At 68.5% G+C, this 16,375-nt stretch carries 21 protein-coding genes; 13 read left to right on the top strand and 8 right to left on the bottom strand.

Annotated features, from left to right (window positions below):
* The first annotated feature begins 91 nt into the window (after positions 1 to 91).
* Entirely contained in the window at positions 92 to 1,360 is a 1,269-nt protein-coding gene (locus NO345_RS13820) for a M24 family metallopeptidase (RefSeq protein WP_256300117.1), read from the top strand.
* Here the strand turns inward: NO345_RS13820 and NO345_RS13815 are convergent, their stop codons facing one another.
* Positions 1,361 to 1,867: a GNAT family N-acetyltransferase gene (locus NO345_RS13815; RefSeq protein ID WP_256300115.1), complete on the bottom strand. Its 507-nt coding sequence runs from the start codon at positions 1,865 to 1,867 to the stop codon at positions 1,361 to 1,363. It lies immediately after the preceding gene.
* 55 nt (positions 1,868 to 1,922) lie between these two features.
* Positions 1,923 to 3,047: a M24 family metallopeptidase gene (locus tag NO345_RS13810; protein ID WP_256300113.1), complete on the bottom strand. Its 1,125-nt coding sequence runs from the start codon at positions 3,045 to 3,047 to the stop codon at positions 1,923 to 1,925.
* 141 nt (positions 3,048 to 3,188) lie between these two features.
* On the opposite strand from NO345_RS13810, the gene NO345_RS13805 reads away from it, so the two are divergent.
* Positions 3,189 to 4,196 carry an LLM class flavin-dependent oxidoreductase gene (locus tag NO345_RS13805; RefSeq protein ID WP_256300111.1) on the top strand — a complete coding sequence of 336 codons (1,008 nt, stop codon included), beginning with the start codon at positions 3,189 to 3,191 and terminating at the stop codon, positions 4,194 to 4,196.
* Between the two features lie 21 nt (positions 4,197 to 4,217).
* Here NO345_RS13805 and NO345_RS13800 read toward each other — a convergent pair whose 3' ends face one another.
* The gene (locus NO345_RS13800; protein ID WP_256300109.1) at positions 4,218 to 4,781 is read right to left on the bottom strand and encodes a GrpB family protein; all 564 of its coding nucleotides are present in this window, start codon (positions 4,779 to 4,781) and stop codon (positions 4,218 to 4,220) included.
* Between the two features lie 96 nt (positions 4,782 to 4,877).
* On the opposite strand from NO345_RS13800, the gene NO345_RS13795 reads away from it, so the two are divergent.
* The 3 genes from NO345_RS13795 to NO345_RS13785 all read left to right on the top strand — a co-directional run bounded on the left by NO345_RS13795 (position 4,878) and on the right by NO345_RS13785 (position 6,462).
* A complete protein-coding gene (locus NO345_RS13795; protein ID WP_256300107.1) occupies positions 4,878 to 5,435 on the top strand; it encodes a class I SAM-dependent methyltransferase in 558 nt (185 codons plus the stop codon).
* A gap of 115 nt (positions 5,436 to 5,550) precedes the next feature.
* Positions 5,551 to 5,694, top strand: coding sequence for a rubrerythrin-like domain-containing protein (locus NO345_RS13790; protein ID WP_256300105.1), 144 nt, complete (start codon positions 5,551 to 5,553; stop codon positions 5,692 to 5,694).
* A 141-nt stretch (positions 5,695 to 5,835) separates the two neighbouring features.
* Positions 5,836 to 6,462 (top strand): DUF106 domain-containing protein, encoded by a 627-nt coding sequence (locus tag NO345_RS13785; RefSeq protein WP_256300103.1) that lies wholly within the window; start codon positions 5,836 to 5,838, stop codon positions 6,460 to 6,462.
* Position 6,463: 1 nt separating this feature from the next.
* Here the strand turns inward: NO345_RS13785 and NO345_RS13780 are convergent, their stop codons facing one another.
* From NO345_RS13780 to NO345_RS13765, 4 genes are all read right to left on the bottom strand, one after another.
* The gene (locus tag NO345_RS13780; protein ID WP_256300101.1) at positions 6,464 to 6,919 is read right to left on the bottom strand and encodes a DUF7992 family protein; all 456 of its coding nucleotides are present in this window, start codon (positions 6,917 to 6,919) and stop codon (positions 6,464 to 6,466) included.
* A gap of 135 nt (positions 6,920 to 7,054) precedes the next feature.
* A complete protein-coding gene (locus NO345_RS13775) occupies positions 7,055 to 7,330 on the bottom strand; it encodes a DUF7521 family protein (protein WP_256300099.1) in 276 nt (91 codons plus the stop codon).
* Positions 7,331 to 7,394: 64 nt separating this feature from the next.
* Positions 7,395 to 7,700, bottom strand: coding sequence for a DUF7521 family protein (locus NO345_RS13770; RefSeq protein ID WP_256300098.1), 306 nt, complete (start codon positions 7,698 to 7,700; stop codon positions 7,395 to 7,397).
* Positions 7,701 to 8,042 carry an ArsR/SmtB family transcription factor gene (locus tag NO345_RS13765; RefSeq protein WP_256300096.1) on the bottom strand — a complete coding sequence of 114 codons (342 nt, stop codon included), beginning with the start codon at positions 8,040 to 8,042 and terminating at the stop codon, positions 7,701 to 7,703.
* Positions 8,043 to 8,146: 104 nt separating this feature from the next.
* Here NO345_RS13765 and NO345_RS13760 point away from each other — a divergent pair, with 104 nt between their 5' ends.
* The 4 genes from NO345_RS13760 to NO345_RS13745 are packed head-to-tail and all read left to right on the top strand — an operon-like array spanning position 8,147 to position 11,833.
* Positions 8,147 to 9,115, top strand: a complete 969-nt coding sequence (locus NO345_RS13760) for an ABC transporter ATP-binding protein (RefSeq protein WP_256300094.1) — start codon at positions 8,147 to 8,149, stop codon at positions 9,113 to 9,115.
* Positions 9,112 to 9,951 carry an ABC transporter permease gene (locus NO345_RS13755; protein WP_256300092.1) on the top strand — a complete coding sequence of 280 codons (840 nt, stop codon included), beginning with the start codon at positions 9,112 to 9,114 and terminating at the stop codon, positions 9,949 to 9,951. Before NO345_RS13760 ends, NO345_RS13755 begins: the two co-directional genes overlap by 4 nt.
* Before the next feature lie 55 nt (positions 9,952 to 10,006).
* Positions 10,007 to 11,065, top strand: a complete 1,059-nt coding sequence (locus NO345_RS13750; RefSeq protein ID WP_256300091.1) for a S66 family peptidase — start codon at positions 10,007 to 10,009, stop codon at positions 11,063 to 11,065.
* A 48-nt stretch (positions 11,066 to 11,113) separates the two neighbouring features.
* Complete coding sequence (locus NO345_RS13745) at positions 11,114 to 11,833, top strand: class I SAM-dependent methyltransferase (protein ID WP_256300090.1); 720 nt, start codon at positions 11,114 to 11,116, stop codon at positions 11,831 to 11,833.
* Between the two features lie 18 nt (positions 11,834 to 11,851).
* Here the strand turns inward: NO345_RS13745 and NO345_RS13740 are convergent, their stop codons facing one another.
* Positions 11,852 to 12,289 (bottom strand): acyl-CoA thioesterase, encoded by a 438-nt coding sequence (locus NO345_RS13740; protein ID WP_256300089.1) that lies wholly within the window; start codon positions 12,287 to 12,289, stop codon positions 11,852 to 11,854.
* A gap of 283 nt (positions 12,290 to 12,572) precedes the next feature.
* On the opposite strand from NO345_RS13740, the gene NO345_RS13735 reads away from it, so the two are divergent.
* Genes NO345_RS13735 through NO345_RS13720 form a run of 4 tightly spaced genes read left to right on the top strand, consistent with a single transcriptional unit; the run spans position 12,573 to position 16,308 of the window.
* A complete protein-coding gene (locus tag NO345_RS13735; protein ID WP_256300088.1) occupies positions 12,573 to 14,285 on the top strand; it encodes a TraB/GumN family protein in 1,713 nt (570 codons plus the stop codon).
* On the top strand, positions 14,282 to 14,893 hold the full coding sequence (locus tag NO345_RS13730; RefSeq protein WP_256300087.1) for a zinc metalloprotease: 612 nt from the start codon (positions 14,282 to 14,284) through the stop codon (positions 14,891 to 14,893). The genes NO345_RS13735 and NO345_RS13730 overlap by 4 nt, the downstream gene beginning before the upstream one ends.
* Before the next feature lie 47 nt (positions 14,894 to 14,940).
* Positions 14,941 to 15,216 (top strand): hypothetical protein, encoded by a 276-nt coding sequence (locus tag NO345_RS13725; RefSeq protein ID WP_256300086.1) that lies wholly within the window; start codon positions 14,941 to 14,943, stop codon positions 15,214 to 15,216.
* Positions 15,217 to 15,264: 48 nt separating this feature from the next.
* Positions 15,265 to 16,308: a proline racemase family protein gene (locus NO345_RS13720; protein WP_256300085.1), complete on the top strand. Its 1,044-nt coding sequence runs from the start codon at positions 15,265 to 15,267 to the stop codon at positions 16,306 to 16,308.
* Positions 16,309 to 16,375 lie beyond the last annotated feature (67 nt).

Here is a 16,375-nt window from a genome sequence, read left to right as displayed (position 1 = left end):
CAGTCGGGCACCCGTCCGCGACCGTGAGAAATGCCAGCAGGGGCCGGGGCACGCCCGTAGTTTGATATGCCTACTGGCGGTAGCATGCGCCATGTACGAACGCTCGTTCATGGAGGGAACGCGTGGGACACAGGCGGTCGACTGGGAGGAACGAATCGACGTGAAGCGGCTCCGCGAGGAGCGCTACGCGAAGGCGCTCGCACGGCTGGAGGACTCCGAGATGGGCTCGATGCTGCTCGTCTCGGACCCGAACATCCGCTACGTCACCGGGCTGGCGATGACCGGCGGCTCCGGCGCGGACCACTACACCCTGCTCACCGAGGACGGCGACATCGTCCACTGGGACACCGCCGACCACGCGAGCAACCAGCGGTTCAACTGCCCGTGGCTCGACGACATCCGGTACGCCTGCCCCGGCCTGGGCAACGTCCCGCGGGCCTCGGGTCGTGACTCCGCCCGCAGCTGGCTCAAGCAGAAGATGGCCGACCTCGTCTACGAGGCGATGGAGGAGTACGGCGTCCACAAGGAGCCGATGGGGCTGGACGTCGGCAACATGGGCCTCGTCGACGCGTTCGAGAACAACGGCGTCGAGGTGCGCACGAAGGACTGCGTCGACCTGATGCACGACGCCCGGAAGATCAAGACCGACGACGAGATCGAGTGCCTGCGGATGGTCGCGGCCATCTGCGAGGCGGGCTTCCAGCAGATCGTCGAGAACGCCGCGCCGGGCAAGCGCGAGTCCGAGGTCTGGGGAGACGCGGTGCGCGAGATCTGGCGTCACGGCGCGATGGCCCAGGGCGGCTACGTCACGTCCGGCCCGAACACCTGGCCGAAGCACCAGGCGAACACGACCGACCGGATGATGCGCCCGGGCGACATCGTCTACGCCGACTTCTACAACATCGGCTACCTCGGCTACCGGTCGTGCTACTACCGGACGTTCTCCCTGGGCGAGCCGACGCAGGCCCAGCAGGACGCCTACGAGACCGCGGTGGACAACCTCTACGACGTGCTCGACCGCATCGAGCCCGGCGCGACGACCGACGAGATCTGCAAGGGCTTCCCCGACATGGAGGGCGAGCACGCCGACTGGTACGGCGCGACCGACCACTGGCAGATGACGACGAACCACTGGGCCCACGGGCTGGGCCTCCAGCTCTACGAGGTGCCGCTCATCTGGCGCGGCCTCTCGCCGGAGCACCCCATCGAGATCGAGGAGGGGATGACGATGGCCGTCGAGACGATGGAGCCGGCGGACCGCCAGGGCGTCCGCGTCGAGGAGATGGTCGTCGTCCGCGAGGACGGCGTCGAGATCCTGAGCCAGTGGCCCGTCGAGGAGATAACCCGCATCGACTACTGACTACAGCAGTTTCAGGTAGATGTTCTCGTCGTGCGGCTCGCCGCCGATGGTCGTCGTCGCGCGCTGGACGAGCTCGAAGCCGAGCGACCGGTAGAACTCGTTGCCCGGCTCGTTCGCCGCGAGCACCATCGCCTCGACGCGCTCGACGCCGCGCGTGTCGAAGTCGTCGATGGCGTACTCGACGAGCGAGCGCCCGATTCCGTCGCCCCGGTTGTCGGGGTCGACGTACACCCGAAGCAGCGTCCCGGTGTCGTCGTCGACGACCCCGTGGAGGAAGCCGACGGCCGGCCCCGCACGGTCCTCGTCGGCCTCCTCGTCGATGGCGACGATGAGCGCCGTGTCGGCGGCCACCGCGTCGAGCTCCAGCTGGTCGGCGTCGTACCAGTCGTGGACCGCCTCGCGGGCCGTCTCTCGTGTGAGGATGTCGGGATAGTCCTGCTCCCAGGACCGCTCCGCGACGCGCAGTATCTCCGGGACGTCGTCCGTGGTGGCGTGGCGGAACTCCATGGTGGCATATGACGCTGTCGTGGGGTATTACTGTTCCCCCGTCGGCGACGACCACTCACTCCGTGGCGTCGGCTCGCCAGCCCCGCGGCGAGTCGTTGAGTCGCTCGCAGCCGTCGTCGGTGACGACGACGAGGTCCTCGATGCGGACGCCGAACTCGTCCTCGAGGTAGATTCCCGGCTCGACCGAGAACACCATCCCCGGCTCCAGTTCCGTCCCGTTACCCTCGACGATGTACGGTGGCTCGTGCACGTCGAGGCCGACGCCGTGGCCGGTCCGATGGACGAACCCCTCGCCGTAGCCCGCGTCCTCGATGACCTCGCGGGCGGCGCGGTCGACGGACTCGGCGGTCGCGCCCGGTTCGACCGCCGCGACGCCCGCCTCCAGCGCCTCCTGGACCGTCCCGTGGACCTCTGCGAACCCCTCAGGTGGCTCGCCGGCGAACACGACGGTCCGGGTCTGGTCGCCCGGGTAGCCGTCGACGTACGCGCCGAAGTCCAGCACGACGGGGTCGCCCAGCTCTATCTCGCGGTCCTCGTGGGTGTGGTGGGGCATCGCCCCGTTCGGCCCCGACCCGGCGATGACGTCGAACGCGAGGGCGTCGCCGCTCGCGAGGAGCCGCGACTCGATCTCGGCGACGAGTTCGGACTCGGTCCAGCCGACGACCTCCTCGCCGAGGTCCCGCACCGCGATGCTCACCTCGTCCGCGAGTTCGCCGGCCCGGCGGAGGCAGTCGAGTTCGGCCTCGTCCTTCCGGATTCGAAGGTCGTCGAACACCGCGCTGGCCAGCCCGAACGTCGCGTCGGGCAGCGCACGTTCGAGGTCCTGCGTGAACAGCGCCCACATCGTGTCGTCGACGAGGACGTGGCCGTCGGCCGGGACGGCGAGGTCGGCGACGACCTCTTCGACGGCCGCCACCGGGTCCTCGCCGTCGCTCCACGTCCACACGTCCTCGACCCAGCTCTCGGCCCGGACCTGCGAGCCGTAGAGGGCCGGCACGAGGAAGACGGGGTCGCCCTCGCGGGGGACGAACAGGAACAGGTGGCGCTCCTGTGGCTCCTCGTCGAAGCCCGCCGCGTAGCAAAGGTTCCGGCTCGGGAACAGCACGGCGAGATCGCCGGCTCCGTCGCGGAGTCGCTGCTGGCAGGCCCGGGTCCGTCGCTCGAAGGCGGGGTCGGTCATGTGCGGGGATTGGATTCCGGGGGACAAGTAGGCCGGTGGGTTCGGGCGAGCCGACCGAGTCGGGCGTTCGCACACCACGTGCTGGCCGGCTCACTGCCGATTGCCGAACCATTTTCACGTCGCCGAGGGAATTCAACAGGCATGAAACTCGGTACGGGACTGTTCACCTGCCAGCGCCGTCCTGACGACGACCGTTCGACCACGGAGATCTACGACGAGATGCTCGAACTCGCGGCAACCGCAGACGACGCGGGCCTCGACAGCATCTGGGTGTCCGAACACCACTTCACCGAGGACGAGTACCTGCCGGGGACGATGCCGTCGCTTTCGGCCATCGCGGCGGAGACCGAGCAGATAGAGCTCGGCACCTGCATCGCGCTCGCGCCGCTGTACGACGGCGTCCGCCTCGCGGAGGACACCGCGACGCTCGACCACATCTCGCACGACCGGACGACGCTCGGGCTGGCCATCGGCTCGAACCCGGGCGAGTTCGAGGCCTTCGGCGTGCCGCAGGACGAGCGCGTCGAGCGGCTCGACGACCAGGTGAAGCTCCTGCGCGCGGCGTGGTCCGAGGGGCCGCTCGACTACGACGCCGAGTTCCACGACATCGACCCGGACGTGTCGGTGACGCCGAAGCCCGTCGACAACGACGTCCCCATCATGCTCGGCGGCGGGGCCAAACCGGCGGTGCGCCGGGCCGCCCGGACAGCCGACGCGTGGTGTGCGCCCTCGAAGCTCTCCATCGGCGGCCTGAAGAAGCGCATCGAGGACATCCGCAACGTCCGCGAGGAGGAGGAGATCGACGGCGACTTCGACTTCTACGTCATCCGGCACGGGTTCCTCGGCGACTCCCGCGAGGACGCATGGGAGACGATGAAGCCCGGCTACTTCTACATCCAGCGCCGGTACGCTGAGCTCTTCTCGGGCGAGGAAGTGGAGGAACTGCCCGAGGAGCGCAAGGCCGAACTGAAGAAGCAGGCCATCTTCGGCACGCCCGAGCAGGTCGTCTCGGACCTCGAACGCTACCGCGACGCGCTCGGCGACGACGTCCACGTCATCTTCCGCACCTACCACCCCGGCATCGGCACGGAGACGATGTCGGAGTGCATCGAGCGTCTCGGCAGCGAGGTCGCGCCGGAACTGCGCTGAACGACCGGGGAGGCGGCCGCCTCAGGCCGACTCGGGCACCACGAACCCGAAGTCGTACTCACCCGTTCTCGCCTCGTCGAGCACCGTCTCGACGAGTTCGGTCTTCCCGCGCGAGTACTCGCCGAGGTCGTCGGTCTCGCCGGCCAGCCGTCGCTTCACGGACTCGTACTCGGCCCGGAGGTCGTCGCGCTCGCGGAGGACGTCCCGGGTCACGACGCTGACCTTCCAGCCGTCGCTGGACTCGGCGAAGACGTGGACGTTGAACCGCTGACCACCGTGGCGGCGGGGCACGACGTTCCAGCCGTCGTGGTTGTCGTACCGGGTGCCGCCGAGGCGGTCCACGATGGCTCTTGCCACCTCGCGGACCGCGCCGTCTGCGACGACGACGTCCAGGTCAACGATGTCCTTCGCGGCGAGGTCGAGGACCGCGGTCGAGCCGACGTGCTCGACGCGACCGATGCTGTCGTCGAGGCCGGCCGCGGCGAGCGCGTCGTGCACCCGACCGCGTTCGGCCTCGTATCGTTCGACCCACGTCCCGTGACGCGAGTCGACGAGTTCGATGGGGTCGTCGTGGAGGTCGACCATTGGTAGGCGGAATCGAGCGAGTCACTTGAAACTCCGTGTTCCGTGCCACCGTTCGACATCCACCATCGCTACAACGTTGCGGCGTCAAGCACCTGCATGGGTTTCCACACGTTCCCAATCGACCGCGCCGACGCACTGGAGGACCCCTCCCGCTACCGCTACTGTTCCCGGGAGGAGCTGGTCGCCGCCCTCGCGCTGGACGGCGGCGAGACCGTCGCCGACCTCGGTTCGGGCACCGGCTTCTACACCGACGACGTGGCACCGTTCGCCGCCCAGGTGTACGCGGTGGACGTGCAGGCGGAGATGCACGAGCTGTACCGCGAGAAGGGGATGCCGGAGAACGTCGAACCGGTGACCGCGCCCGTCGACGACCTGCCGCTCGATGACGGTGCACTCGACGCCGCGTTCTCGACGATGACGTACCACGAGTTCGCCGGCGAGGGCGCGCTCGAGGAACTGCATCGGGTGCTCGTGCCGGGCGGTCGACTCGTCACCGTGGACTGGACCGGGTCGGGCGAGGGTGAGTCGGGACCGCCCCGCGAGGAGCGCTTCGACGCCGCCGACGCGGTCGCACACCACGAGGAGGCGGGGTTCACGGTCGAGCGGGCGGACGAGCGTCCCGAGACGATGCTCCTCGCTGCGACCGGGAACTGAACGTTCGTCCAATCCTCTGACTAGGATGTGTTTAAGGTGTACCCCATACGAGGGATGAGTATGTGCTTGTCACGGGACAACGCTTAATTGTGTGGGTATGTACCACACTACCAGGATGGTACGAACCGACCCATACACACCGACCCGGGCCGAGTACGAGTGCGTCCGCTGTGGCGCGCGAGTCGACTCGGCCAGCGCGACCTGCGACAAGCCGCTCTGTGACGGCGAAGTCCGCAACGTCGCCGTCTCACGGGAGTAGTACGGCAGCCCCGAGGCTGCCCCCAACCCGCCAGCACCGGTCGATTTCGTTCCCGCGGCTCCGCCCGAACCGCGGTCGCGTTCGAGACGACTCCGAGACCTCTCGGGAAAGATTTAGATACGGCGGCCATCAAGTCAGCGTATGGATACGACGGACGATACAGGCTGGTCGACCGCCGACAGAGTCGCCGGACTCCTCGCACTGGTGCTCGCGGCCGGCTACGTCCTCTCGCCGATCCAGACCGCGGTCGCGATGGTCTGGTCGGCCGTTCTGGGCCCGTTCACCGTGATACTCCCGTTCTCCGTCCTCGTGCTGCTGCTCGCGGGGACGAACGGCGTCTTCACCGCCCTCCTCCAGGCGAAGCTCCGGGACTCGGACCGGGTCGAACGGCTCCAGGGCCGCATCGAGGAGCTCCAGGCACGACAGCGGGAGGCACGCGAGGCGGACGACCTGTCGGTCGACGACCTCGACGACGAACAGCTGGAACTGAACCGGACGATGCTCGCGATGCTGAAGGCGAACTTCAGACCGCTCGTCTGGAGCATGCTCGTCACGATCCCGACGTTCCTCTGGCTGCGCTGGGTGTTCCTCGCGCCCGCAGCCGGCATCGCACCGGCGATGGTGTTCGTCCCGCTGGTCGGCCAGCTGTCGTGGACCGCGACCGTGATCGGGCCGGTCAAGCTGTGGCTGGCGTGGTACTTCGGCGCGTCGCTCTCCACCGGGTTCGTCGCCCGCCGTGTGGTCCGGCGTGTCGGCGTCGGCCAGTGAGTCAGAAGTCCGGGAGGTCCTCGGGCGGCTCGTAGTCGGCCTCCCAGTCGATGTACTCCGTTTTCAGCACGTCACAGACCACCTGCCCGAGCTCGGTCAGCCCGGCGTTGATGGCCGAGACCGTGCCCCACGAGTCGAGCCCCGGGTGGTACGTCCGCTCCTTCCAGTCCTCCGGGATCCCCGGGGCGTGGTAGCCGACGCGGTCCGCGAAGTCGTCCCAGAAGAAGTCGAACTCCGCGAACAGCTCCATCTCGCCGGCGATGCGGAACTCCTCCTCGGTCATGTCGGCGTCCTCTGCCCACTCGTTGAACGCACGTTCCCACGCGCCGTCGTGCATGAACTCCTCCAGCTCCTCGCGTCGGTAGTCAGCGTCGGCGGCGACCGAAGCGTCCCCGTACTCGTTCGGGTCGACGTACTCGAGTTCGGGTGGCGCAGGTGCGTCGACGTCAAGTCCCATGCCGGGAGGTACGCGCCGCCGGCCGATAAGGGTACAGGTCCGGGGACGCGGTGCTGACGGCCGTCTCGGAGCGTCCCGTCGTCCGCGGCCTCCCGGACCGCTGCAGCCCGGTCGGGGGAGCGAGTGGGCCGTCGCTCAGCTCCTCGTCAGCGCGTAGAACACGACCGCGAGCCCGACGACGTCGACCACCTGACGGAGGATTGAGAGCCCGAGGTCGAGCTCCTGGCTGGTCCCACCGGGGAGCAGGAGCAGGAAGTGGACCGTCCCGAGCAGCGCGATGCCGACGGCGAGTGCGCGCATCGCCCGGCTCCCGTTCCGGAGGTACCCGCGGTACGCCTGGTAGACGACGAGGAGGCTGACGACGACGCCGACGGCCGCGACCGCCGAGCGCACGAGGAGCGGGTCCATCATCGCGACACCCCCTGCTCGCGGTCGTCGTGGCGGTCGGGTCTGGATGTGGTCGGTCCGGTCATGGTCAGTCACCCGCGTAGATGGCGTACAGCACGATGCAGAGCCCCGCGAGACGCGCTGTGGCGGCGACGGTGCTCGTCGTCTCGGCGGAGTACCGGAGCGTCGACAGCACGATGTTCAGCACCTTCGGGACGGCGACGATGGTGAACAGGCCGGCGCTGAGCGCGAGGAGGCGCGTGCTGTGGGTGCGCTGGTAGGCCCGGTAGGCCCGGTACGCGATGACGCTCGCCAGCGCGACGGACGCGAAGACGCCGACGAACAGCGTCAGGACGAGTATCGTCGGCCCGCCGGTGGTGGTGACCCCTTGCATCTATCTCAGCTCCTCGAACAGGCTCGTGAACCGGTCCGCCGGGTCGGTCTGTCGCTCGATCTCTACCTCGAAGCCGTCGTCGCCGAGCTCGATGGTCACCCGCTCGAGGTTGGCGACGAACACCTCGTAGTGGTGCCCGTCGGGGTCGAGCTCTTGCTCTGACTCGACGAGGTCGTGCTCGCGGAGCCGGTCGATGCGACGGTAGATGGTGGGGGGAGACGCGTCGCATCGCTCCGCCAGCTCGGTGGCCGACATCGGCTCCGAGCTTGTGTTGACGAGGATCGCCCGGGCGTACTCGTCCTCGAGCAGCCCGGCGACGTCCACGAGCACCTCCTCGCTCATCTCGTCGGGTTTTCTCCGCGACCTCTTATAAAAGGAGCCAAACTTTCCGTTCCTGAAGCAGAACCAACGTTTATACAACGCGTGCGGGAGACGAACCGAACACGATGGCAGCTATCGAAACGAACGCCCTGACGAAACGATTCGGCGACGTCCTCGCCGTCGACGAGCTGGACCTCACGGTCCAGGAGGGGGAGATCTTCGGCTTCCTCGGCCCGAACGGTGCCGGCAAGTCGACGACGATCAACATGCTGCTCGACTTCCACCGCCCCTCCAGCGGCTCTGCGACCGTCCTCGGCTTCGACGCCCAGGACGAGATCGACGAGATCCGCGAGCGGGTCGGCGTCCTCCCCGAAGGCCTCGAGCTGTACGGCCGGCTCACCGCCCGCGAGCACCTCGAACTCTGCGTCGAGATGAAGGACGCACCCGACGACCCGTTGGACGTGCTCGAACGGGTCGGTCTCAGCGAGGAGGCCGACCGGAAGGCCGGCGGCTTCTCGACCGGGATGTCCCAGCGCCTCGCGCTCGGGATGGCGCTGGTCGGCGACCCGGAGCTCATCATCCTCGACGAGCCCTCCTCCGGGCTGGACCCCAACGGCATCCAGCACATGCGCGAGCTCCTCCGCGACGAGGCCGAAAGCGGCACGACCGTCTTCTTCTCGTCGCACATCCTCAGCGAGGTCGAGGCGGTCTGCGACCGCGTCGGCATCATGAGCCAGGGCGAACTCGTCACTGTCGACACTATCGACAACCTGCGCGAGCGCTCCGGCGACGCCGGCGAGGTCGAACTCACCGTCGAGACGGTGCCCGACGACCTCGGGCTGAAGGTGATGGACGACGTGAGCGACGTCCAGGTAGACGGCGACGAGATCCGCGCCTACTGCCACGACGGCGAGGCGAAGATGAACGTCATCCGCCACGTCGACCGCGCCGCGACCGTGACGAACGTCGTCGCCACCGAGACCTCGCTCGAGGAGCTGTTCAACAAGTACACCGGCGGCGGCCGGGACGGCCTCGACGAGGACGCCCGCGAGCTCGCCGAAGATCGCGAGCAGGCACAGGAGGTGCCCCAATGAGCCTGCAAGGCGTGGTCAAGAAGGACTTCCTCGACGTGCGTCGCGCGAAGCTCGTCTGGGGCGTCGGCCTGCTGTACACGCTGTTCACCGTCCTGTACTTCTACGGGGTCGGTTCGACCACCAACAGCACAGATCTCGGTTCCCAGTTGTACGGGCTGGCGGGGATCGGCATCCTCGTCATCCCGCTCATCGCACTCGTTTCGGCGTACCTCTCCGTGGCGGGTGAACGGGAGTCGGGGAGCCTGAAGTTCCTGCTCTCGTACCCGAACGACCGACTCGACGTCGTCCTCGGGAAGTTCATCGCACGGTCGGCCATCGTCAGCGGGGCTATCGTCGTCGCGTTCCTCGTCGGTCTCGGCCTCGGGTTCTACTACTTCGAGACGGTCGACCTGGCGACCTACGCCGGCTTCGTCGCGCTGACGCTCCTGTTCACGCTCGTGTACGTCGGCATCGCCGTCGGCCTCTCGGCGGCGACCGGTTCGCGCTCGCGCGCCATGGGCTCGGCCATCGGCGTCTGGTTCGTCCTCAACGTGTTCTGGAACTTCCTGCCCATCCAGCCGGCGACCATCGTCCAGTTCGTCGCCGACAAGCTGAGCGTCGACATCTCCGACGGCGTGCTGACGTTCATCGCGTCGCTCAGCCCGACGGCGGCGTACCTGAGCACTCTCGACCTCGTGCTCGCACGGAACCAGGCCACCGGGAAGGGGTTCGAGGGCTACAGCCAGCCGGACGTCTGGTTCCTCGACACCTGGGTGATGTTCGTCATCCTCGCGTTCTGGCTGGTCGTCCCGCTCGCGCTGGGCTACTGGCGGTTCCAGCGCGCCGACCTGGGCTGAGAACGGCTCACAGACCCACCGAACGCTTTTTCTGCCGTCCCTCGTCGGACGACCCATGCAGGAGTTCGTCACGCCGCCGCCCGTCGAACCCGGGGACAGGGTGGCCGTGGTCGCACCGGCGTCGAACGTCCCGTCCGAGTTCTCGTACGTCTACGAGCTCGGCCTCGACCGGATGCGCGAGCAGTTCGACCTCGAACCCGTCGAGTACCCGACGGCGACGAAGGACCCGGAGTGGCTCTCCGGGCATCCCGAGGAGCGCGCCCAGGACATCATGGACGCGTTCGCTGACCCCGACATCTCGGCGGTCATCGCGAACATCGGTGGGAACGACCAGCTCACGGTCCTCCCGCATCTCGAGCCCGACGTCCTCCGCGAGCACCCGACCCGCTTCTACGGCTGGTCGGACAACACGAACCTCACGTGCTACCTCTGGAACCAGGGTATCGTCTCCTACTACGGCGGCTCGACGCTGCTGGAGTACGCGATGGACGGGGGGATGTTCGACTACTCCGTCGAGTACATCGGCCGCGCGCTGTTCGACGAGTCCATCGGCGAGTGGGAGGAAGCGGACTGCTTCACGGACCAGGCGGGCGACTGGGAGGACCCGCGGAGCCTCCAGTACCCCCGGGATATCGAGCCGTCGGACGGCCGGACCTGGGCCGGTGGTGAGGAGGTTGCCGAGGGCCGCATCTGGGGCGGCTGCTTCGAGGTGCTCGACCAGTGGTTCGTCCACGACGAGTGGCTACCCGAGCCCGACGAGCTGCGGGGCTGCGTGTTCGCCATGGAGACCAGCGAGGAGCTCCCCCACCCCGGGATGGTGAAGGGCTGGCTCCAGGCGCTCGGCGAGGCGGGCTACCTGGCGGCCTTCGACGGCGTGCTCGTCGGCCGACCGACCGCGCGGAACCACACCCCGGCCGGCGATACGCCGGCCCACGAGCGGGAGACGTTCCGCGACCAGCACCGGCAGGTCGTCGAGTCGGTCCTCGCCGAGTACAACCCCGACGCGCCTGTCGTGCTGGACTGCGAGTTCGGCCACACCTACCCGACGTGTCCGCTCCCCATCGGCGGCGAGGTCCGCATCGACCCCGAGACGGAGACGCTGACGCTCCTGTAGGCCGATTCCGCAAGAAACTTCGATGGCGGCCAGCAACGACGGTAGTCCATGCCCTCCGACGACGACCCCACCGCGGGAGAGGCGTACGACGAACTGGCGGACTCCTACGCCGCGGACGTCCGCTCGAACGCCTACAACGCTCATCTGGAGTTCCCCGCCACGTCGTCGATGGTACCGGACGTCGAGGGGGCGCGGGTCCTCGACGCCGGCTGTGGTACCGGCGTCTACACCGAACTCCTGCTCGACCGCGGTGCCGAGGTCGTCGGCGTCGACGCCAGCGAGGCGATGCTCGCCCACGCCCGGGAGGCGGTCGGCGACCGCGCGGAGTTCTGGCAGGCCGACCTCGGCGAGCGGCTCGAGTTCCCCGGCGACTCGTTCGACGGCATCGTCAGCGCGCTCGCCCTCGGCTACGTCGCGGACTGGGAGGCGCTGTTCGCGGAGTTCGCCCGGGTCCTCCGGCCCGGTGGCTTCGTTGTGTTCTCGACGGGCCACCCCCTCGACCAGTTCCCGCTCGACGAGGGCGGGGAACCCGCCGACGCGGAGAACTACTTCGAGGTCGAGCGGCTGACGAAGGAGTGGGACGTGCCGGTGCCGTACTACCGGCGGCCGTTCTCGGCGGTCGTGAACCCCCTGCTGGAGAACGGGTTCCGGCTGGAGGCCGTCGTCGAACCGCAGCCGACCGAGGGGTTCCGGGAGCGGCTACCGGAGCGGTACGAGAAGGAGTCCCGGTACCCGGTGTTCCTCTGCGTGCGGGCGAGACTGGACTGACGCGGCGACCGACGGACCCTACTCCTCGCCGTCGACGGCGGCCTCGTACAGCTCCTCGCCGCGTTCGCTGTCGATGGTCAGCTCGGGCACCGGCGTCGGCTCGTCGTCCTCGTCGATGGCGACGAACACCATGTAGGACTCCGTGGTCAGCTCCGTCTCGCCCGTGTGGGGGTCCTCGCGGAACACCCGGACCCGGGTCTTCACGCTCGTCCGGCCCGCCTCGAACACGTACGCCCTGACGAGCGCGATGTCGGCCTGTGGGATGGGACGCCGGAAGTTCGTCTGGTCCATCCGGGCGGTGACACAGGTCTCACCGGCGAAGCGCATCGCCGCCATCGCGGCGACCTCGTCCATCCACTTCATGACGTTGCCACCGTGGGCAGCGCCGAGGTTGTTCGCGTCGTTCGGGTTGACGATGACGCGGTTCTCGACGTAGGTGTCGGTCAGGCTGGGCATGGGTGGTCGTTCCCGTCCCCGATGGAATAGCCTACCGGGTTCGATTCGGAGCGAGGTCTGGGGGCGATTCCAGAGGACGCTACTCAGGAGTTCGCGAACAGCGACGGGTCGCTCCGTCCGAACCGGGCCGACCGTTTCGGACACGGCGACCTCGGGGCACTTATCGCAGCAACGAGTCGGGCGATCCGCTGAGGCCCCACCGTTGACGCCGGTGCCGCAGAGCGTGTGACAGGGACGAACGCGCTCCGACAACAGTTTACCGTCCGAGTTAGAAGCGGGGGCAATGAGTGATTCAGCCGCCCCTCCGGCACCCGAACCCCCCGACCCGCCGGGAGACGGCGAGGGCTCGGTCACCGTGCTCGGGACGGCCCACGTGTCGGAGCGGAGCGTCGAGGAGGTCCGCGAGACCATCGCCGACGAGCGGCCGGACGTCGTCGCCGTCGAGCTCGACGAGGACCGCTACCGGCAGATGCGCGGGGAGACCCCCGACGACATCGAGCCACGCGACCTGCTCGAGGGCAACACCGTCTTCCAGTTCATCGCCTACTGGATGCTCTCGTACGTCCAGACCCGGATGGGCGAGAAGTTCGACATCGAGCCCGGCGCGGACATGCTCGCGGCCGTCGAGGCCGCCGAGGAGCACGGCCTGGGCGTCTCGCTGGTCGACCGCGACATCCAGGTGACCATCCAGCGGTTCTGGCGTCGGATGACCGCGCTGGAGAAGGTGAAGATGATGTCGGGGCTCATCTTCGGCGTCGCCGACGCGCTCGTCGTCGGCGTCACGGCCGGCCTGTTCCTGGGGCTGTTCCTCGGCCCCCTCGCGGGATTCGCCGTCCCGGCCGTCTTCGGCATCGGCACGACGACCGTCCAGTCCGTCGCCGGCGGCAGCCTCGTCGGCCTGCTCGCGGGCTACCTGCTCTGGGAGGGCGGGATGCGGACCATGCGCGAGGACCAGTCCATCGCCATCGGCGCGGTCGGCGGGTTGACCGTCGGTGCCGGTGTCGCAGCCAGCGGCATCACGGCACCGTACGTCGCGAACGTCCTCGGTGGCGGTCTCGGCGTCGCGTTCACCGCCGGCCTGCTCGGCGGCATCCTCGCGGGCGTCGGCGTCGGTGCCGTCCTCGGACTCGTTCTCGCCGTCGGAGGCTACGACGCCGACGAGGTCGAGGAGTACGAGGAGTTCGACATCGACGACCTCACCGACGGCGACGTCGTCACGGCGATGATGGAGGAGTTCCGCCGGTTCTCCCCCGGCGGCGCGCAGGCGCTCATCGACGAGCGCGACGCCTACATCGCCCACAACCTCGTCGCGCTGAAGAACCAGGGCTACTCCGTCGTCGCGGTCGTCGGTGCGGGCCACCGCGAGGGCATCGAACGCTACCTCGCCGACCCAGCCTCGCTCCCACCGATGGCGTCGCTGCAGGGGACCGAGAAGAAGCGCCGGTTCTCCATCATGAAGGCGTTCGTCTACCTGCTGACCGTCGGCTACGTCGCCTTCTTCTTCCTGCTCGTGATGGCCGGCGTGAACGACCTGTTCCTCCTGCAGCTCTTTGCGGCGTGGTTCCTCTACAACGGCATCTTCGCGTTCGGCCTCGCGAAGCTCGCCGGCGCGCGCTGGACGAGCGCGGGCGTCGGCGGCGCGATCGCGTGGCTCACCAGCCTCAACCCGGTGCTCGCGCCGGGCTGGTTCGCGGGCTACATGGAGCTCCGCAAGGACCCCGTCAACGTCGGCGACATCGCCACGCTCAACGAGATCCTCTCCGACGAGGAGAGCCCGCTGCTGGACGTGGTCCGCCGGATGTTCGACGTGCCGCTGTTCAAGCTCATCATGGTCGTCGCCGCGACGAACATCGGCAGCGTCATCGCGAGCTTCAGCTTCCCGGTCGTCGTCCTGCCGTGGCTCGCGCCCGACGAGATAGACACCGTCGACGAACTGATGAGCGTGCTCCTGCGTGGGGCCGAGAACAGCCTGGACATCATCGTGGGGCTGCTATGAGCACGTCGATGCGCGCCATCAAGGAGACGGAGCTTCGGGACCTCGCGGCAGCCTGGATCGCGCTCTCGGTCGCGTTCGCGCTGCTGTTCTTCCGCGGCGCGTTCCAGCCCGGATCGGTCTCCGCGGCCACGCTCCCGTTCGCCATCGTCGTCTGTGCAATCACCGCCGGCGTGGCGTTCCTGCTCCACGAGCTGGCGCACAAGTTCACCGCCCAGCGCTTCGGCTACCCGGCGGCATTCAAGGCCGACTACAACATGCTGCTGCTCGCCATCTTCAGCGCGATGGTCGGCTTCCTGTTCGCCGCTCCAGGAGCCGTCTACCACCCGCAGACGGGCGAGCGCGAGAGCGGGCTCATCGCGCTCGCCGGCCCGGCGACGAACGTCGCGCTGCTCGCGGTGTTCTACCCGCTGTTCCTCGTCGGTGGCGTCGTCGGCATCGTCGGCTACCTCGGCGTCTGGATCAACGCCTTCCTCGCGGGCTTCAACATGATCCCGTACGGCCCGCTCGACGGCAAGAAGGTCTGGAACTGGAGCAAGCCCGTCTTCGTCGTGAGCTTCCTCGTCTGTGGTTCGCTGGCGGCGGGTGCGTTCCTCGGATACCTGCCCTGAGCGGCGCTATCCCAAGGCCTTTACCGGCGAGACGAATCCGTGCGAGCATGTCGCCCTCCAGACCGTTCTTCGAGTCACCGTCCGGCGAACTCGACACCGGCCAGATACTGTACGAGGCCGTCCCGCTCGCGAAGCTCGTCGCCGCCGTCGGTGCGGTGGCGCTCGTCCCGTGGCTGTTGGGCTGGCTGGTGCTCGAGCTCGTCGTCCTCACCCCTGGCATCGGTGTCGTGTTCACGCTCGCGACGCAGTTCGTCCTCGCCGTCGGGACCGGGCTCGTGCTCATGTACGTCGTCGTCCGGGCGAACCAGCTCGCCGACGGGTAGTCCCTTCGACGACCAACCTACTTGTCGGTGCGCGCCGATTCACCGTCGATGGACGCAACTGCACTCGACTGGACCCCACCCGACGACTGGCGGCGGGTGGAGACGCTCGACGCCCACACCGGCGGCGAACCGCTGCGAATCGTGCTCGACGGCCTCCCCGAGCTCGAGGGCGAGACACTGCTGGCGAAGCGCCGGCACATGCGCGAGGAACTGGACGACTACCGTCGGCTGCTGATGCACGAGCCCCGTGGCCACGCCGACATGTACGGCGCGGTGCTGACGGAACCCACCGACGAGCGTGCCGACGTCGGCGTGCTGTTCACCCACAACGAGGGCTACAGCACGATGTGCGGGCACGGCATCGTCGCACTCGGCGTCGCGTTCGTCGAGGCCGGGCCGTGCGAGTCCGGCGACGAGATCGTGTTCGAGACGCCAGCGGGGCTGGTGACGGCGACGACCGAGGGGACGGTCGACGCCGATGGTCGGCAACGGGTCGCACAGGTCGCCTTCGAGAACGTCCCGTCGTTCGCCTACGCGCTGGACCGGACCGTGGCGGTGCCGGGCATCGGCGCGGTCGGCTACGACGTCGCGTTCGGCGGCGCGTTCTACGCGTACGTCGAGGCTGCCGATGCGGGTGTCGGACTCGGAAGCGGGGACGCGTCGGCGCTGGTCGACGCTGGACGCAGGATCAAGCAGGCGGTCGCGGACGATCTGGCGATCCAGCACCCGACCGAGGACGACCTCTCGTTCCTCTACGGCACCATCTTCGTCGACGACGCCCCCGGTTCGGACGCGGACAGCCGGAACGTCTGCGTCTTCGCCGACGGCGAGGTCGACCGCTGCCCGACGGGGACGGGCGTGAGCGGCCGGCTCGCCCTGCTCGCCGCGGCCGACCGGCTCGCGCCGGGCGAGCGGTTCACCGTCGAGAGCATCGTCGACTCGCGGTTCACCGGCTGGTACGACGAGGAGACCGCGTTCGAGGGGTACGACGCGGTCGTGCCGAACGTCCGGGGGAGCGCGCACATCACGGGCCGGAACACGTTCGTCGTCGACCCCGAGGACCCGTTCCAGTCCGGGTTCTTCCTGCGGTAGGGCGGTGGCCGTGGCGGCCACGATAACGGCGTTCGAGTGCGACCCCCGGTTCTGGAATTCGGTGGGC

This window comes from Haloarchaeobius salinus, from assembly GCF_024464185.1.
GTDB lineage: Archaea > Halobacteriota > Halobacteria > Halobacteriales > Natrialbaceae > Haloarchaeobius > Haloarchaeobius salinus.
Note: the sequence above shows the minus strand (reverse complement) of the source record. Positions and strands in the feature narration are given on the sequence as shown.

Bases quoted from the DNA above. Each gene is read 5' to 3' on its own strand.
- NO345_RS13820 (WP_256300117.1), top strand. From the start codon at position 92: ATGTACGAACGCTCGTTCATGGAGGGAACGCGTGGGACACAGGCGGTC.
- NO345_RS13815 (WP_256300115.1), bottom strand. From the start codon at position 1,867: ATGGAGTTCCGCCACGCCACCACGGACGACGTCCCGGAGATACTGCGC.
- NO345_RS13810 (WP_256300113.1), bottom strand. From the start codon at position 3,047: ATGACCGACCCCGCCTTCGAGCGACGGACCCGGGCCTGCCAGCAGCGA.
- NO345_RS13805 (WP_256300111.1), top strand. From the start codon at position 3,189: ATGAAACTCGGTACGGGACTGTTCACCTGCCAGCGCCGTCCTGACGAC.
- NO345_RS13800 (WP_256300109.1), bottom strand. From the start codon at position 4,781: ATGGTCGACCTCCACGACGACCCCATCGAACTCGTCGACTCGCGTCAC.
- NO345_RS13795 (WP_256300107.1), top strand. From the start codon at position 4,878: ATGGGTTTCCACACGTTCCCAATCGACCGCGCCGACGCACTGGAGGAC.
- NO345_RS13790 (WP_256300105.1), top strand. From the start codon at position 5,551: ATGGTACGAACCGACCCATACACACCGACCCGGGCCGAGTACGAGTGC.
- NO345_RS13785 (WP_256300103.1), top strand. From the start codon at position 5,836: ATGGATACGACGGACGATACAGGCTGGTCGACCGCCGACAGAGTCGCC.
- NO345_RS13780 (WP_256300101.1), bottom strand. From the start codon at position 6,919: ATGGGACTTGACGTCGACGCACCTGCGCCACCCGAACTCGAGTACGTC.
- NO345_RS13775 (WP_256300099.1), bottom strand. From the start codon at position 7,330: ATGATGGACCCGCTCCTCGTGCGCTCGGCGGTCGCGGCCGTCGGCGTC.
- NO345_RS13770 (WP_256300098.1), bottom strand. From the start codon at position 7,700: ATGCAAGGGGTCACCACCACCGGCGGGCCGACGATACTCGTCCTGACG.
- NO345_RS13765 (WP_256300096.1), bottom strand. From the start codon at position 8,042: ATGAGCGAGGAGGTGCTCGTGGACGTCGCCGGGCTGCTCGAGGACGAG.
- NO345_RS13760 (WP_256300094.1), top strand. From the start codon at position 8,147: ATGGCAGCTATCGAAACGAACGCCCTGACGAAACGATTCGGCGACGTC.
- NO345_RS13755 (WP_256300092.1), top strand. From the start codon at position 9,112: ATGAGCCTGCAAGGCGTGGTCAAGAAGGACTTCCTCGACGTGCGTCGC.
- NO345_RS13750 (WP_256300091.1), top strand. From the start codon at position 10,007: ATGCAGGAGTTCGTCACGCCGCCGCCCGTCGAACCCGGGGACAGGGTG.
- NO345_RS13745 (WP_256300090.1), top strand. From the start codon at position 11,114: ATGCCCTCCGACGACGACCCCACCGCGGGAGAGGCGTACGACGAACTG.
- NO345_RS13740 (WP_256300089.1), bottom strand. From the start codon at position 12,289: ATGCCCAGCCTGACCGACACCTACGTCGAGAACCGCGTCATCGTCAAC.
- NO345_RS13735 (WP_256300088.1), top strand. From the start codon at position 12,573: ATGAGTGATTCAGCCGCCCCTCCGGCACCCGAACCCCCCGACCCGCCG.
- NO345_RS13730 (WP_256300087.1), top strand. From the start codon at position 14,282: ATGAGCACGTCGATGCGCGCCATCAAGGAGACGGAGCTTCGGGACCTC.
- NO345_RS13725 (WP_256300086.1), top strand. From the start codon at position 14,941: ATGTCGCCCTCCAGACCGTTCTTCGAGTCACCGTCCGGCGAACTCGAC.
- NO345_RS13720 (WP_256300085.1), top strand. From the start codon at position 15,265: ATGGACGCAACTGCACTCGACTGGACCCCACCCGACGACTGGCGGCGG.